Origin of the sequence: Suilimivivens aceti, assembly GCF_025567405.1 — a bacterium.
GTDB lineage: Bacteria > Bacillota > Clostridia > Lachnospirales > Lachnospiraceae > Suilimivivens > Suilimivivens aceti.
Genome location: NZ_JAOQKJ010000009.1, coordinates 142,104 through 158,658, shown reverse-complemented (window position 1 = coordinate 158,658; position 16,555 = coordinate 142,104). Strand labels below are relative to the sequence as shown.

At 42.1% G+C, this 16,555-nt stretch carries 18 protein-coding genes; all 18 read left to right on the top strand.

Annotation, left to right across the window (positions count from 1 at the left end; genetic code table 11):
• Positions 1–219 precede the first annotated feature (219 nt).
• The 18 genes from OCV77_RS12160 to OCV77_RS12080 all read left to right on the top strand — a co-directional run bounded on the left by OCV77_RS12160 (position 220) and on the right by OCV77_RS12080 (position 16,532).
• Positions 220–381, top strand: coding sequence for a cyclic lactone autoinducer peptide (locus tag OCV77_RS12160; protein ID WP_006859203.1), 162 nt, complete (start codon positions 220–222; stop codon positions 379–381).
• Between the two features lie 3 nt (positions 382–384).
• Positions 385–966, top strand: coding sequence for an accessory gene regulator B family protein (locus OCV77_RS12155; RefSeq protein WP_148449037.1), 582 nt, complete (start codon positions 385–387; stop codon positions 964–966).
• 374 nt (positions 967–1,340) lie between these two features.
• Positions 1,341–1,766, top strand: coding sequence for an RNA polymerase sigma factor (locus OCV77_RS12150; RefSeq protein ID WP_006859205.1), 426 nt, complete (start codon positions 1,341–1,343; stop codon positions 1,764–1,766).
• Between the two features lie 705 nt (positions 1,767–2,471).
• The gene (locus OCV77_RS12145; RefSeq protein ID WP_015516261.1) at positions 2,472–2,867 is read left to right on the top strand and encodes a hypothetical protein; all 396 of its coding nucleotides are present in this window, start codon (positions 2,472–2,474) and stop codon (positions 2,865–2,867) included.
• Between the two features lie 81 nt (positions 2,868–2,948).
• The gene (locus OCV77_RS16710) at positions 2,949–3,107 is read left to right on the top strand and encodes an SHOCT domain-containing protein (RefSeq protein ID WP_006859206.1); all 159 of its coding nucleotides are present in this window, start codon (positions 2,949–2,951) and stop codon (positions 3,105–3,107) included.
• Positions 3,108–3,197: 90 nt separating this feature from the next.
• Positions 3,198–4,814: a recombinase family protein gene (locus OCV77_RS12140; protein ID WP_262575276.1), complete on the top strand. Its 1,617-nt coding sequence runs from the start codon at positions 3,198–3,200 to the stop codon at positions 4,812–4,814.
• A complete protein-coding gene (locus tag OCV77_RS12135) occupies positions 4,786–5,685 on the top strand; it encodes a recombinase family protein (protein WP_262575274.1) in 900 nt (299 codons plus the stop codon). Before OCV77_RS12140 ends, OCV77_RS12135 begins: the two co-directional genes overlap by 29 nt.
• 12 nt (positions 5,686–5,697) lie before the next feature.
• Entirely contained in the window at positions 5,698–7,344 is a 1,647-nt protein-coding gene (locus tag OCV77_RS12130; RefSeq protein WP_262575273.1) for a recombinase family protein, read from the top strand.
• Positions 7,345–7,552: 208 nt separating this feature from the next.
• A complete protein-coding gene (locus tag OCV77_RS12125) occupies positions 7,553–8,146 on the top strand; it encodes a hypothetical protein (protein WP_148448879.1) in 594 nt (197 codons plus the stop codon).
• A gap of 170 nt (positions 8,147–8,316) precedes the next feature.
• Positions 8,317–9,273, top strand: coding sequence for a hypothetical protein (locus tag OCV77_RS12120; protein ID WP_007885387.1), 957 nt, complete (start codon positions 8,317–8,319; stop codon positions 9,271–9,273).
• Between the two features lie 120 nt (positions 9,274–9,393).
• Positions 9,394–11,865, top strand: a complete 2,472-nt coding sequence (locus OCV77_RS12115) for an HD domain-containing protein (RefSeq protein WP_148448877.1) — start codon at positions 9,394–9,396, stop codon at positions 11,863–11,865.
• A 650-nt stretch (positions 11,866–12,515) separates the two neighbouring features.
• Positions 12,516–12,989 (top strand): DUF6075 family protein, encoded by a 474-nt coding sequence (locus OCV77_RS12110; RefSeq protein ID WP_262575272.1) that lies wholly within the window; start codon positions 12,516–12,518, stop codon positions 12,987–12,989.
• Positions 12,989–13,168 (top strand): hypothetical protein, encoded by a 180-nt coding sequence (locus OCV77_RS12105; RefSeq protein ID WP_015516251.1) that lies wholly within the window; start codon positions 12,989–12,991, stop codon positions 13,166–13,168. The genes OCV77_RS12110 and OCV77_RS12105 overlap by 1 nt, the downstream gene beginning before the upstream one ends.
• Positions 13,169–13,200: 32 nt before the next feature.
• Entirely contained in the window at positions 13,201–13,983 is a 783-nt protein-coding gene (locus OCV77_RS12100; RefSeq protein ID WP_262575271.1) for a ParA family protein, read from the top strand.
• A complete protein-coding gene (locus OCV77_RS12095) occupies positions 13,976–14,863 on the top strand; it encodes a ParB/RepB/Spo0J family partition protein (RefSeq protein WP_138345479.1) in 888 nt (295 codons plus the stop codon). The genes OCV77_RS12100 and OCV77_RS12095 overlap by 8 nt, the downstream gene beginning before the upstream one ends.
• 22 nt (positions 14,864–14,885) lie before the next feature.
• Positions 14,886–15,950, top strand: coding sequence for a DUF6017 domain-containing protein (locus OCV77_RS12090; protein WP_117831502.1), 1,065 nt, complete (start codon positions 14,886–14,888; stop codon positions 15,948–15,950).
• Complete coding sequence (locus OCV77_RS12085) at positions 15,931–16,263, top strand: DUF6050 family protein (protein WP_138345481.1); 333 nt, start codon at positions 15,931–15,933, stop codon at positions 16,261–16,263. The genes OCV77_RS12090 and OCV77_RS12085 overlap by 20 nt, the downstream gene beginning before the upstream one ends.
• A complete protein-coding gene (locus tag OCV77_RS12080) occupies positions 16,260–16,532 on the top strand; it encodes a hypothetical protein (RefSeq protein ID WP_138345483.1) in 273 nt (90 codons plus the stop codon). Before OCV77_RS12085 ends, OCV77_RS12080 begins: the two co-directional genes overlap by 4 nt.
• The last annotated feature ends 23 nt before the right edge of the window (positions 16,533–16,555 follow it).

Below are 16,555 nucleotides of genomic sequence, written 5' to 3'. Positions count from 1 at the left end.
CAAAAGTGGAAAGTCGGGTACAAAATTTGCAGGTCGCTTTCAAAATGTGAAACTCGTTTACAAAACGGGAATCTCGGATGACTATTGAACAATGGAATCACAAAACTGGAGTGAACTTGCAACTTATTACAGCAAACCTGCAACTTGTTACAGATAGATTGATTTTTATATGGAAACTGTTAGAGTGAAAATATCAAAAAAAGGAGGGTTTTACTAAAAATGAAGAAAAGAAACTGGATGTACCGACTGAGCAGCAAATCCATGAGTGTGATGGCAGCACTGGCACTTATGGTGACAACCATGGCAACGAACCGTTCCTGCATGTGGTATCTGGGACAGGACAAGATGCCGGAAGATTCCAAAAAACTCAGAAGGTTTTAAATCATGACGAAATGGCTCAGCCATCGTATGGTTGAGCGGGGAATCATAAAAGAGGAGGAGCAGGAATTATACCAGTTTGGAATACGCAATGGTATGATCCTGCTTCTAAACGTTGTGACGGCACTGGTCATCGGTCTGCTCACAGAGCAACTGGCGGTTGTGGCAGTGTTTACCCTTTCTTTTATGGTTCTTCGCAGCTATACCGGTGGATATCACTCAGACAGCAGGATTTTCTGTTACCTTGGTTCCAATCTGGTGCTGCTGGTTCCGGTTTATACACAGGCTGTGTTTTACAAGACATCGCTGGCAAGGCTGCTGGCAGTATTGCTGGTGTCCGCAGGGATCATTTTTTTACTCAGTCCCATGCACAGCAAGAACCGGAAGCTGGATAAAGAGGAACAAAAGCATTTTGGCAGAAAAGCAAGGCTGATCGCAGTCTTGGAACTGGCTGTGCTTGGCATTTTGTGGCATGCAGGCCAGATACCGTATGCTTACGCTGTTTATACGGGCATCTGCATCACGGCACTGTTCATGATCGTAGGAAAAGCACAGCTATGGATACAGTCGCATACCGAAAATGGATAGTCCTTTCCGAACATGCGGAAGGGACTTTTTTTCTGGAAAACAGGAGGGATGACAATCCAAGACGGTAACTTATTACAGGTACCGTAAGACTTATTACACTTATATTGAAGCGAACTTTCTTTCCAAGTATAGTACCGCAAAAAGGCTTAGGAGAAGAAAGGCGTGGCATGTTTTGGGGAATTCATGCCGCACCGGATTGCAGGGGGCGGCAGAAAGGGAAAAGTTCATAAGGATAACATCCGGGTGCAGTTTTGCATGCTTTATTTTGCATGGGAACAGCACCTTTTTTTATTGTCTTTTTCCAGTGAAGTAAAACCCAGAGGTCCTCCAGATGTCCTTCATTTCAAAAAAATTACGAAATGGAGGACATTTGAATGTCAGAATGGATCAGGATCAGAGTAAAGGATTTTTATAAAGATGCAGTTGGTGAACTGGAATACACCTATGTGACCAGAGAAGTCTACGAGGCACTTGTCGATACGTTCCGCAAAGAAGCCCACGCACAGGAAATGCGGGATATCAGACATACGACCAAGGACGGATATACAGAGGGAGAAACGGAAGATCTGGTGGAGCTGACCGGGGAATCGGTAGAGGATACGGTCATCCGGCAGATGGAAATAGAAACCCTGCAGAAAGCAATGCAGTCACTCACCCCAGTGCAGAGAGAGCGGCTGCATTTTTATTTTTTTGAGGGCATGACATACCGGCAGATTGCAGCGAAAGAAGGGGTCGGAGAGAAGAACATCCGGGAGAGCATAAACGGTGCGGTAAAGAAAATAAAAAAATATTTTGATTAATACCCCCTCAAAACGTGTTTTTCTGTGAGTACCTTATGAGAGGAACTTTTTCTGGACAGATGGTCTCTTCCGGGAATCCTCTCATGTCTCGTGTGTGGATACGACACAGGCAGACAAAACGCACATTGAAAAATGCCGGAGAGGAATGCAGGGCTCCGAGCGCAGGATGGAATCACGCCATATCCTGCCAGCCATATCCAGCAGTTCAGATACGTTAGCCGTTTCATGAGCCGTAACCGGGGCGCAGTGACACTCCTGCAGCAATCGGGCAGATGTTCTTTCTGCCAGCCATGCTGTGAAAAAGATCGCATCTAAGGAGCCGAGCGGGAAAGCCGGGGTACAGCCTGTCTGTGGTGGACAGGCGCGAAGAGGGGAATGGCCTATAATGATACACCTTGAGATTAGCCAGCACGCAGTGGTGGAGGTGAGATACCTGTGATGTCTGCCTGTCCGAGTGGCAGGGACCAAAGACAGTCTGGACTGACTGCCCATGAAATGCCGGCTTTGGGATTTTTTCTTCTCTGTTTTGGCGGCGTTTTGGTTCCGGGGAGTAGTGACGAATAGGGACAGACACTTTTTATTTATGAAGTGAAGGATTATGGCAGTAAGACTTAATTACAGAAACCATGCGGCGGAGGGGAACTTCCGCCGTATTCTTGTGGAGTTAAGAAAAGCTGAAAAATGGGGAATGGAGGAAAACAGGAGATGAAGAAAGAAGATACCGAAATGATGTTAAGGATTTTTGAAACGGAGAGGGCAGGATATGCCTATCTTTATCCGAGTGATGGAGGGGAGCGGAAAGAGGACTATATCTCGACCACGGCAGAAAATATCGCAAATTATATCGGCAGCCACATGTTTGAGGCTGAAAAGATCGTCATCACAGATATGTGTGACAGGCTGATATTAGATACCTGCGGCTATTTTATCAATAGCTGTCCGAATCAGGAATTCTGCAAGGAAATCAATCCGTTCTTAATCCCAATCCAGATGGGAGAAAAGGACGCAGGAGAGGTGCTTTCAGTCAGCAGGGATGTATCGGAACAGTATTTCCGGGAAGAAGATGAGGCTGCAACCATGGCTGAAATCGGGATGATGTAAAGGTGTTTCTTCTGGGCAAAAGTGTTTGGCTTGGGAGAATGAATTTAACGTTCTTAAATTGCGGGAGGAAAAAGGGAAAAGATGATGGAAGGCGGAGCGAATGAGGTGCGGTATAAGATTGCCGAATTTCTCTTAAAAAGGATGCATGAAGATAAGCTGTTAACCGAGGAAGAATGGGAAAAAATCCGGGTTTTGAATGTCAAGACTTTCTCCCCGGAATTAGCAAAAGTATATCTGTAATAACACTGGATATATAAAGGACTATGTGGTAGTGTATGTTGCTGACAGGGAGTGCAAACCCTTGAAAATACTGGGAAAGGAGAAAAAAGCATGGCAAAAAAAGTGACTGTCATAAAGGCAGCAAAAGCGCAGAAACATACACAGGAAGAACGCAGGCTGAAAGTGTGCGGATATGCCAGAGTCAGTACCGGCAGTCAGGCACAGGCAACTTCCTATACTGCACAGGTCGAGTACTATACGGAAAAAATCGAGAGCAACCCCCTGTGGGAGTTTGCAGGGGTGTATGCGGATGAAGGAATCAGCGGAACAAACGTAAAGCACAGGGATGAGTTCCAGATGATGATTTCAGACTGTGAGGATGGGAACATCGACCTGATCCTTACGAAATCCATCACAAGATTTGCAAGAAATACGGTGGAATGCATCCAGACCATCCGAAAGCTGAAGGAGATCGGCGTTGGAATCTACTTTGAAAAAGAGAATATCAACACGCTGTCAGAAAAAAGCGAGCTGTTCATTACCATCCTGGCATCGGTGGCGCAGGGGGAATCAGAAAACATCTCAAGCAACAACCGCTGGGCGATACAGAAACGCTTTCAGGATGGAACCTATATCATATCCACGCCAGCGTATGGCTATGGAAAAGACGAGGATGGAAATTTAGTCATCATAGAATCCGAGGCAGAAACCGTAAGGTGGATTTATGAGTCTTACTTAAACGGCATGGGAGTGTATGTGATAGCAAAGGCACTGAACCAGAAAGGCATTCCAACAATCCGGGGTGCAGAAAAGTGGCAGGACGGGGTGATACAGGACATTCTGAAAAATCCCATTTATGAGGGAGATATGCTTCAGCAGAGGACATATACAGAAACAAGGTTCCCATTTGTCCGCAGGGTAAACAACGGACAGAGAAACCAGTATCTCATCAAAGACAGCCATCCGCCAATCGTCACACATGAGGAGGCAGAAGCGGTACGCAACCTGATGGCATACCGGGTGGATGTACTGCACATGAACAAGAGTGACTACACCAAAAGATACCTGTTTTCCGGCAGAATCATCTGCGGAGAGTGCGGAAGAACCTTCCGGCGGCAGAAAATCTACATCGGGAAACCATATGAAAAAATCATCTGGACGTGCAGCGGACATGTGGAGGATAAAGAGCGCTGCTGCATGAAAGCCATCCGGGAGGATGTGCTGCACCGGGCTTTTACAGACATGTGGAACAAGCTGTACACCAATCAGGGAACGATATTAGAGCCGCTGTTAAAAGGGCTGACGGAACTTGTGGCAGCAAGGCAGGACAGTGAGGAAATCAGACAACTGGATAAGGAAATCAAAGATATAAGCGGGCAGAGCCAAATCCTAAATCAAGTCATGAGGAAAGGATATATGGACTCTGCTCTTTTTATGGAGAGCAGTAGCAAGCTTGGCTGGCAGCTGACGGAATGCAGAAGAAAAAAGACACTTTTGACCAGAAAGCTGCGGAGGACAAAAGAAATTGTACGGACCGAACAGCTTATCCAACTGATTGCAGAACAGGACGGATTAAGGGAGGAGTTTGACGAGCAACTGTTTAAAATGACAGCAGAGAAGATCGTGGTCTCCAAGGAACACGACATCACCTTCTGCCTGCACAACGGACTGAAACTGACGGAGAGGGGAGGCGGACAGGATGCAGTGGCACATGCCAATCGGCTATAAGGTTGTGGATGGAAAAATTACCATCTGTGAAGAGCAGAGAAAAATTGTGGAACAGATATTTACAGACTATGACAGCGGGGTGGCGGCAGGCAGGATCGCCCAGAACCTGAAAGGGAGAAACATATGCAATGCAAAAGGGAAAGTGTCCTGGACCCACGCATCCATCGGCAGGATACTGGAAAACCCAAGCTACCTTGGCACAGACTACTATCCGCAGCTCATAGGAGAGGAACTGTTTGAGAGAGTCCAGTGCAGACGGGAAAAGGTGAGGACAGAGCTTGGAAGGGCAGACCACAGGCCCGGCAGGGATGAGAGAATCCTCTTCGGAGGTGTCATCTGGTGTGCAGAATGTGGGGCAGTATGCAGCCATATCCAGCCGAACCACAAAAAAGAGCGTGGCGGCACTGCCAAGTGGAAGTGCAGGAACTATGTGACTGGCAGAGCAAAAAACTGCAGGAACAGTTTTATTACAGACGGGCAGGCAAAGCAGGTGTGTGTGGAAGCCATCAATGCAGTGATACGAAACAAAGGCCTGCTCCGGGTACAAAGGCAGGAGGAAAAGCTCAGCCCTCAGTACCGGGTTCTGGAGCGGAACCTGCAGCACATGAAAGAAGAGCAGGAACGCACAGAGACAGACCTGATGAAACTGCTCTATGAAAGGGCAGAGGAACGATACCGGACGCTGGAGGTCAGGGATGGGGAGTTCCGGACAGAGGAGATCAAAAACATCCTTGCAGGAAAAAAGGAACTGGAAACATTTGATGAAAATTTATATAGAAAAATAATCGCACGCATCTGGGTGCATGGTGGAAACATGGCAGAAGTAGAGCTTATCAATGGGAGCCGTGTCACAGCCGGATACAAGGATTAGGAGGGAGAGCAGATGGCAGAAACAGCAAAAAAGATCAGCATGATACCTGCCAAGGTGCAGTATGACCGGAATGTGAAACTGTCAGAGAAGAAAATGAAGGTCGCTGCCTACTGCCGTGTCAGTACGGAACTGGAAGAGCAGGACAGCAGCTATGAGGCACAGGTGGAGTATTATACCAGCAAGATATCCGAAAATGAAAACTGGAAAAATGCCGGCATCTATGCGGATGACGGAAAGAGCGGAACAAACACCAAAAAGAGGGCAGACTTTAATGCCATGATACAGGATGCCCTTGCAGGAAAGATCGACATGATCCTTACAAAGTCGGTCAGCAGGTTTGCGAGGAACACGGTAGACTCGCTGGTGACCATCCGAAAACTGAAGGAAAAGAACGTGGCGGTGGTGTTCGAGAAAGAGGGGATCAATACACTGGAGGGAACCGGCGAAATCCTTATCACCATCTTGAGCAGTCTGGCACAGGAGGAGAGCCGCAACATCAGCGAGAACATCCGCTGGGGAGTCGTGAGGAAATTTGAAAAAGGCAAGGTCATCGTAAACTGCACAAAGTTCATGGGATACACCAAAAACGAGGACGGGGACTTGGTCATCGTACCCGAAGAGGCAGAGATCGTAAAGCTGATTTTCCGGCTTTATCTGGAGGGCTACAGTACCGGGAAGATCGCAAAGCATCTGGAAGAGCAGGGAATCAAGACCGCCACAGGGCAGGACAAATGGCATTCCACGGTAATAGACAAAATGCTCCGCAATGAAAAATACATGGGAGATGCCTTGCTGCAGAAAACCTATACGGTGGATTTCATGACAAAAAAGAAAGTCAAGAACACTGGAATCGTACCGCAGTATTATGTGGAAGATGACCATGAGGCGATTATCCCGAAGGAGCTGTTCTACAGGGTACAGGAAGAAATGATGCGGAGGGCATCCTTATGCAAGGCGGCTGTCACCCGGAAGAAGAACCAGAGGAGCAGGTATTCCTCCACCTATGCACTGACCGGCATGCTGATCTGCGGAAAATGCGGGCAGGAGTACCGGAGGGTCACCTGGGCGAGAAACGGGAAAAAGAAAGTTGTCTGGAGATGCAGCAACCGGCTGACCAACGGAGTGAAGAAATGCGGGGAATCCGAAACACTGGAAGAGAACGCATTAAACAGGGCGGTGATGGAAGCCATCCACAGGATCACGAGTGATGATATGGAATTTATGGAAAACTTCCGGCAGAACATCATCCATGTCATCGGGAACTACAGCACCGCAAAAGAGTCCGGGGAATACGAAGAAAAGATAAAAGAAAAGATAAAAGAAAAGCAGGAAGAGATGGTGGCACTGATTGCGGAGAATGCAAAGACCGGCTCCTACACACCGAAGTTTGATGAACGCTACCGCACCATAGCAGAGGAAATCAATGCCCTAAAAGAGGCACAGAAAACAGCCAGAAACGAGAAACGGATGGCTGACAGCTATGAACAGAGAATCCAAGATATCGACCATTACTTAAGCACAAGCACCTGCCAGATACCGGAGTTCGACAATGACCTTGTCAGACGGCTGATCTCGACCATCAAAGTGGAATCCAGCGAGAAGCTGCTGATACAGTTCCAGTCAGGTATTGTCATGGAACAGGAGATTCGATATGAGTAAGGCTGCGGCAGGAATGGCAGCAAGTAAATAGGAAACGTTGTTCCTGCCAGTTTATGGTAAGAATAAAATGCCCGATGATCCGGGCGTTTTATTGTTGGCACAAAAATAGGAAAGAACAGCAGGAGCGATATATAGCGGAAAATGAGTAAAGGGAAGTGGATATAGAAAAAGCACATGAAGTAAGTGTGCGACAGGAGGAGAAAAGCGTATGAATTATGAGCAACTGATAGAAGAACTGAGGGAGGAAATGTTACAACTTGTAAACACGAAATGTGATGCACTGCTCCAGATGTACCGGAGTGGGGAGATGCATACAGATAAGAGAGATACGATCCGGGAAAGCAGCCTTATCACAGTATCCCCGGCGGAACTGAAAGGGAAAAGACCACTGGCAGTCCAGTTTGCGCCGGGAGAATGGATAGAGACACCTACATGGAGAAAGGTGGCACAAAAGATTTTGCAGACCTGTAATGAACAGCCGGATATCCATGAGCGGTTTATGGAAATGTGTGGAAAAGTAGCCGGACGCTGGAGGACGATCCTTGGCAGTTCACCGGAAGAAATGGATGTACCGATAAAGGTGGATGAGGAACTTTATTTTGAGGGGAAATTTGACACCGAGGCGATGTTAAACATGTTAGAGAAAAAAGTGCTGGAACCGGCAGGGGTTGATTATAGCAGCATTAAAATCCGGTATATGGCAAAAGTGCAGGAAGCAGCGAAAAATATAGACCATGTACCGGAACAGGATGTTTTGGAACATGAGGAGCAGGAACAACATGTTCCAGTGCAGACAATGTAAAAATGGATGGAATCAAGACTCCGAGTCTATGGCAGGTTTGGAGTTTTTCTTATGTTCATTTTCCAAATGTAAAAATTGATTGTATAAAAGAAATGGGTAAGTTATAATATAGGTGTGGTCAGATGCCTTTTTGGGGATGACTATATCTGTTACAAAAAGGAGGAAGGCCAGTGAATACAGAATTGAAAAATGCAGTGAAAGCAACAGATTCAAAAGCACAGTATGATACGAGTGCAAAGCGTCTGTTAGGACAGAAAAGCATACTGGCACATATACTGGTAAAAACAGTTGATGAGTTTAAGGGCATGAATCCCAAGGATGTGGTCGACTGCATTGAGGGAACACCACATATCAGTACGGTACCGGTAGAGCCTGGACTCACAAATGCAGCCAGCGAAAAAAATGGTGAGAGACTGGTCGGTTTCAACACAGAAAATGAAGAGATCAATGAAGGTCTGGTAAGATTTGATATCGTTTTTTATGTGCGTATGAGAGACGGATTGTCACAGATCATCATAAATGTGGAAGCACAGAAAGATGAGCCGAAGGGATACGAAATCTTAAACCGGGCAATCTTTTATGTGAGCAGACTGATCTCATCACAAAAAGAACGTGATTTTGAGAATTCCAGCTACGATGACATTAAGCGTGTATATTCGATCTGGGTATGTATGAACATGGAAGAGAGCAGCATGAGCCATGTGCATCTCACAAAAGAAGATTTGATCGGTTCCTATCAATGGAAGGGAAATCTTGATCTGCTGAATATCATAATGCTTGGACTGGCAAAGAATCTGCCGGAACATGATGAGACATATGAACTGCACCGTCTGTTAGGAGCGTTGCTGTCACAGGAACTTACAATAGATGAAAAACTAAACATAATTGGAAATGAATACGATATTCCTATTGAGGAGAACTTCAGGAAGGATGTGAGCGTTATGTGTAACTTGAGTCAGGGAATTGAAGAAAAGGGTATTGCGATTGGACGTGCGGAAGGTGAAGCAGGACTTATTATAAAAATGTATAAGAATGGTTTTACAGCAGAGCAGATAGCCTCAGCCACAGATAAGGATATAGAAGAAGTGAAAGCGATTATTGCAGGGAAGGAACCTGCACTTGCATAAAGTTATGTAAGAAAAAGAGAGCCTTTGAGTTTAAATAACTTGGAGGCTCCTGTTATATTAGGAATATTGAAATTAGATGGATATTTGGAATTAGGTAATAACTAATAGAGAGTGATTAAGATGATAGAAAAAGTACAGGAAAGCCATTTATATATGTGGTTAAAGGAAAAAGATAGTAAATTTTTAAGTAAGTTAGATGAAACTATAGAATATGCTAATACGATATTACCGCAAATTAATAATGTTTTTGCAAGTTATACAGTTCATGGTGTAAGACATTCTATAAATGTGATGGAATATATGTATGCACTTGTTGTGGATATAAATAAATTAAGTGAATTAGAAGTAGCATTACTTATATATAGTGCATTGTTGCATGATATTGGAATGATTGCAAATGTGGACGAAATTAAGGAAATCAAAGCAGACCATGCGATATTGGGTGAAAGAAAATATAGTAAAGTACTTGAGAAATATGGGGATGAAATGACCGCTTTGCAAGAGTGCGTAAGGCCGGTACATGGTAAACGTGCGAGAGATTATATTGAGACAAAGATGGATGAAAGGTTATTTTTGATTCCAGAATCAACAAATATTTCATTTAAATCTGAACTTGCACAAATATGCATGTCGCATAATGAAGATTTTGAATGGATAAAAAAGAACTTGCATAATGATGAAAAAAAGGGACATTTTGATCTTAATGCACAGTATATCTCTGTGCTACTTAGAATATCTGACTATTTGGATATTGATGAGCAAAGAGCACCATTATATTTATATAAATATTTGAACCCAAAGGAATTTAGTGATTTAGAATGGAAACAACATTTTGTGATAGAGAACTATGATAAAATAAGAAGAAACCCTAAAACAAATGAATTAGAAATTTTCTTTCAGGGTACAAGTCAGGACCCATCTGTTCATAGAAAACTTTTAAAATACTTTGATGCTATTAATGGAGAATTAAAAAATGCTGTAGATTTATGTGAAAGTTTTGTAGACGAGAAATATCTATTACCATTAAAAACAAATGTAGTAAACCAAATTCAATCGAAGGGTTTTAGTTTTTCTGATTTAAGACTTTCTTTGGATTATAATGCAGTGACCAATTTATTGATGGGAGAGCATATTTATGGTGATAGAAAATATGGGTTAAGAGAATTAATACAAAATTCAATTGATGCATGTAAGACTATGGAAGAATCGGCCACTAAAATGGAAAAATTTAGATATCAAAATTATCAGCCATATATTTCAGTGATTTTGGACAAAGATCGAAAAAAAGTTATGGTTATGGACAATGGTAGTGGTATGTCTATAGATATTTTGAAAAAGTATTTTCTGAATGTTGGTGTATCTTATTATGCGTCAGATGATTATAGGCTACAAGATAGAGAATATTCGCCAATAGGGCATTATGGAATAGGTTTTTTGGCATGTTTTATGCTATCCGATAAAGTGGAGGTTAATACAGTTTATTATAATGAACAGAAAATGAATCGAATTTCATTTGAAAGAAACAGTGAGTACATATGCCTTACTTATGAAGATACTGTAAGACAGCAGGGAACAGAAATAATTTTAGATTATGACCAATGTTTAAGTGTGTTCAATAATAATATAGAAAGATTGGTATCTTTTATAGAAAATAATTTTTTGGATTGTGGAATACCGATTAAAATATCAACAATGGAAAAAGGTGTATCAATGCCATTGGAATGTAATATTAAGAGGATTGAAACAATAATTGCAGAAAACATATGTCTTTCAGAATACTTAAGTGGTATAGAGGCATTCATTGATTGTAGCTATAAACAAATAAATTTTGCAAAATATTTAAGTGACATGAATGGGTACGAGAGTTATTGCTATAATGAAGAGGAGTATTCGGTGGATGAAGAAAATATATCCATTAAAAACTTTGTTAAAGATGGGAAAATTACATTCTTGAAAATTCCGATTATTACAGAAGATGAAGAAAGTGAATTCCTTAAAGCCTATGATGTTTTAGAAGATTACCAAGAAGCACTTGATAAGATAGGAAATTATGAAGCTATAAATATATGGGGAGATGAAGATGAGTTTGAAGATTACGATTTTATAATAGAAGAGTCAAGTGAGAGCATTATTGGTGGATATACATTAGGCGGATTTAGAAATCAGTTTCATCATGGCTCTTTAACACCAGTAAAGCCAGAAATTATAAAAAAAGGGGTTGTCACAGGAGAATCAAATGCTGTTTTGCCTTATAATGAGGAAAATACATTTAAAGGAAGATTTAGTTGGGAAAATACTGATACATGCTATGTTAAGAATGTTTTACTATCAGGATTAAGGATTAAGATACCATATCTTGTTGATGGAGTAATATTAAAGGGAGCCGTTATTAATATTTTTAATCGAGAATTTATCCCGAATGTTTCTAGAAATAATATAAGTGCATCGCAACAGGAAAAATTATCTTATGCAATAGGAAAAGCAATTCATTTATGGATTAGAGATCATGCTGAATTATCTACAGAGCAAAAAGCTTTGTTAGATGTTTTTATTGAGACAAAATATAAAGAGACAAATTATTGTTTAAGATAGTAAATGGTTGGAATAATGCCTCCAAGTCCACAACAGATTTGGAGGTTTTCTTCTGCCCATTTTTATCGGGAAGTAATTTCCCCAATAAACAATTTATGGTACAATATCTTAGAAGTTATCATCAAGGGATGAGTAGTGGACCATAGAGAAAGAGCAGAGTAATCGTAAGCTGGTCTGGCTTACATCTAAAATACAATGCAATCTTTTGCTATGCAGGGGCATAAGAGAGAGCATCATGTCAATTTTTTGCAGCCTCGTCACAGAGGATTGCAACATTTTTCGCTCCCAGAGTAAAGTGAAAACTCTGGAAAGTGCATCTCAATTACCCTATCGACACATGTGGAGACTGTGGTAGCACTACACAGAAAGGATATGTAGAAATCCTTGAATTTACGCACTTTGTAGAGTTTTTCAGCTTCAACAGGATTGCTGAAAATCACAAGGAAAAAGAGCTTGTGAGGAAGGTGACTGTTGTTGTGGCATTAGACCTCGGTTGTGGGAACACAAAGAATTCTGAATATGAAAGTAAATAGAGAACTATCAGATATGTTGATAGAACGTAGGGATACTTGAAAGAGTGTCCCTATTTTTTATATTAGGGCATTCCATTAGGAGTGCCTTTTTCAATTCAATTTAAAAGGAGGTTCACTATGAACAACACAGCGTTAGGAGCAGAAAACAAAAAGGAACAGACAATCAATTTTATCAGCGAAGCACATGAAAAATTCTACTATGAAAAATTAAAAGAGGTACGCTATCAGGATGTGTACCACAAGGCACTTTGCTATTGCCTTGGTATCAGCGATGATACGAGAAGAAATGTTGATAGCATCTATGATTTTAAGACGGGATGTGTAAAAACTGAGTGTTTGCATGAAGGCTGGCAGACCAGTGGCAGTATGAAGGTGGTGCGAATGGCATTTAACCTGTATTGCAATGGCACACCGAGTATAGATGATTACACAAAAACAGAGGAACAGGTAAACGAGTGCAGGCAGTATACAGTGGAGGACTTGTTCTGCTGTGCCTATGCACCTTTCTTTTGGCAGGCGATACAGATCCGCTATCCGGAGTATGCGACTTATAACCGGGAACTGTATGCCTTATTTGGAGGAGCAGACTAATGTTAAAAGTCAGATTGATGGGAACGAAGAATGACATTGTGTGGTTTCAGAAAATCTTACAGCGTCATCCAAAAGTAGAAGTTCTGGAGATATCAGAGCTTTATAGCAATAAAGGGACAAACAAATATTACAGAGCTTATGCGGAAGTGCAGAAAAGCAATGTAAAGAGCAGCAGATAAAAGCAAAATAGTAGAGAATAGGAGAATTTATCATGTGTAAAGTAATAGCAATCGCAAATCAGAAGGGTGGAGTTGGAAAGACCACCACAACAAGCAATTTAGGAATCGGACTGGCAAAACAGGGAAAGAAAGTTTTACTGATAGATGCAGATGCACAGGGCAGTCTTACGGCAAGTCTTGGTATTCGGGAGCCGGACAGACTGGAAATTACACTTGCAACCATTATGGCATCCATTATCAATGATGAGGAAATAAAACTGGAGTACGGCATTTTAAGACATGAGGAGGGGGTGGATTTCATGCCGGGAAATATCGAGCTTTCCGGTTTGGAAACCTCACTTGTGAATGTTATGAGCAGGGAGACGGTGCTTCGTACCTACATAGAACAGCAGAAAGACCGCTATGATTACATTCTGATTGACTGTATGCCATCACTCGGCATGATTACGATAAATGCTTTTACCAGTGCGGACAGTATCTTGATTCCAGTACAAGCAGCGTATCTGCCGGTAAAAGGTCTGGAACAGCTGATTAAAACTATTGGAAAAGTAAAGAGACAGATCAATCCGAAACTGGAGATTGAGGGAATTTTGCTTACAATGGTTGATAATCGTACTAATTATGCTAGGGACATCAGCAATCTGCTGATTGAAAATTATGGAAGCAGAGTGCGGATATTTGAAAACAGTATTCCAATGTCGGTAAGAGCTGCGGAGATTTCTGCGGAAGGTGTGAGCATTTATAAGCACGATCCGAATGGCAAGGTAGCAAGTGCCTACCAATCACTGACGGAGGAGGTGCTTTGCAATGAGTAAGACTGGAAGTGCCGCAAAGGTGAAGTTGAACAGCTTTGATGATTTATTTGGAACGGAGCAGCCACAGACAGGAACAGAGCAGGTACAGGAAATCGCATTGTCAGAACTGCATGAGTTCAAAGGACACCCGTTTAAGGTACTGGATGATGAAAAGATGCAGGAAACGATGGAAAGCATCAGGGAGCATGGAGTATTGATGCCAGGCATTGCCAGACCAATGAAAGATGGCGGCTATGAGATTATTGCCGGACATCGCAGGAGACACGCCTGTGAGCTTGTCGGACTTACTACAATGCCGATGTTCATCCGTGATTATACGGATGATGAAGCTACAATTATCATGGTGGACAGCAATATTCAGAGGGAAGATATTCTTCCGAGTGAAAAGGCAAAAGCTTATTTTATGAAATATGAAGCTGTAAAACATCAGGGTAAAAAAGGAAAAGGCAACAGTCTGGATGAGGTTGGGGAAACTGCAGGAGAGAGTGCAAAAACAGTACAAAGATATATTTACCTTGCCCACTTATCGGATGCACTTTTAGATATGGTCGATAAAAAGAAAATTGGAATCGTGCAGGGTGTAGAGCTGTCATTTCTGACAGAACAGCAACAGGAGTGGGTGCAAGTTGTTCTTGAAGAAACAGGGGTGATCATTTCAACAGTACAGGCATCAAGGCTGAAGGAGTATGGAAAAAGTGATGAACTGACATTACCGATGGTAAGGCTGATCCTGACAGAACCGAAACCGATAGAGCGAAAAGTAACCATCAAGGCAGACAAAATCAGCAGATATTTTCCAGAAGATTATTCCAATGAGCAGATTGAAAATGTTATCTATCAGCTATTGGATGAGTGGAATAGTTCAAACAGTGAGAAATAAGCAGCAAAGGAGGCATGAAAAAGTGGACGAGAATACAAAATTTGATTACTACTATGGAATTGAAGCAGACCAGTTCTCTTTTTATCGTGTCCCCCGGTTGCTGATTAAGGATGAGCGGTTCAAGGGGCTTAGCAGCGATGCCAAGCTCCTGTATGGCTTGATGCTCGATCGGATGTCACTGTCTATGAAAAATGGATGGCTAGACGAGGAAAACAGGGCGTATATCATCTATACGGTGGATGCGATTATGGAAGATTTGGGATGTGCGAAAGCAACCTGTGTCAAGATTATGAAAGAGCTGGATTCCGAAAAAGGGATTGGGTTGATTGAAAAAAAGCGCAGAGGTCTTGGCAAACCGGATATTATCTATGTGAAAAACTTTGCCACAATGTCAGCGGAACAGGAGGAAAAAGAGCCTGAGAATACTGGAAAATCCACAGAAGTTCAAAATTTGAACTTCAAGAAGTCTAATATTGATACTCCAAGAAGTTCAGAAATTGAACTTCAGGAGGTACAGAATCTGAACCACCAGAAGTATAAAAAGCAGACTTCAAGAGGTTCAGAAACTGAACTTGCAGAGGTTCAGGATTTAGCCCCTATTTATACTAACTATAATAAGACTGATATAAATTATACTGATATGAGTTATACCAATCCAATCTATCCATCCGGTGAAGGAAATCAGACCGATGATAGGATGGATGGAGCAGATGCATACATAGAGATTATCAAAGAAAATATTGAGTACGATCATCACATGAAATATGATGAAATAAATGACAGGGAACTGTATGATGAATTATTTGAATTGATCTGTGAGGTTGTATGTGTAAAGCGGACTACGATACGGATTGCGGGGGAGGAGTATCCATATGAGCTTGTAAAGTCAAAATTCTTAAAGCTGAGGAGCAGTCATCTGGAGTATGTGATGGGGTGTATGAAAGACACGACAACAAAAATTTCAAACATTAAGGCATATATGGTTACAGCACTGTATAATGCACCATCAACAATAAATCATTATTATCAGCAGGAAGTGCAGCATGATATGTATGGAGGAGGCTGGCATGAAAAAGGTATTGTTTAGAATTATTATTCCGATACTGATATTAGCTGCCTGGATGATCATGTGCTATCCGGTATGTGCAAGGGCAGATGGGTTTGATTATTTTCTATACTGGATTATGGTAGGATGTCCATATGGAATGCGGAAAATGAGCATGTTTCTTGTTCCGAAGAATTTTGGTATTGCAGGGAGCATTGGCATATTGGCACTAGATTGTATCATTGGTGGGTTGATCGGTGGTATGATTGTTATAATCAGAATTATCAATACAGTTATGGAAATAATAAAATTGATATCAGGAACTTTTGGAGATAATGTCCAGAAGTGTGAGTGAGAAAACAAAAAAGGCGTTGTCAATCGAGTTTAACATTTGAAAATTTGTGGCAGGAATGGTTAGATACGAAATTATTCATCACAGGCAAGAGCAGGAAAATGGAAGGCATGGGGGATGAGGAAATATTTAAGAGTCTGCCAGCAGATGAACGAAAAGCACTTTTAGTAAAGAAAGATGATTTTGCAGCAAAGGCAGGAATAGAAAACAGCGTCAGAGCAGTTATGAGTCGAGAGATTTGTAGCTGTTCTTTTTATTACTTTTTGACATAATGTCCAGGAGTGGAAAGGAAAAT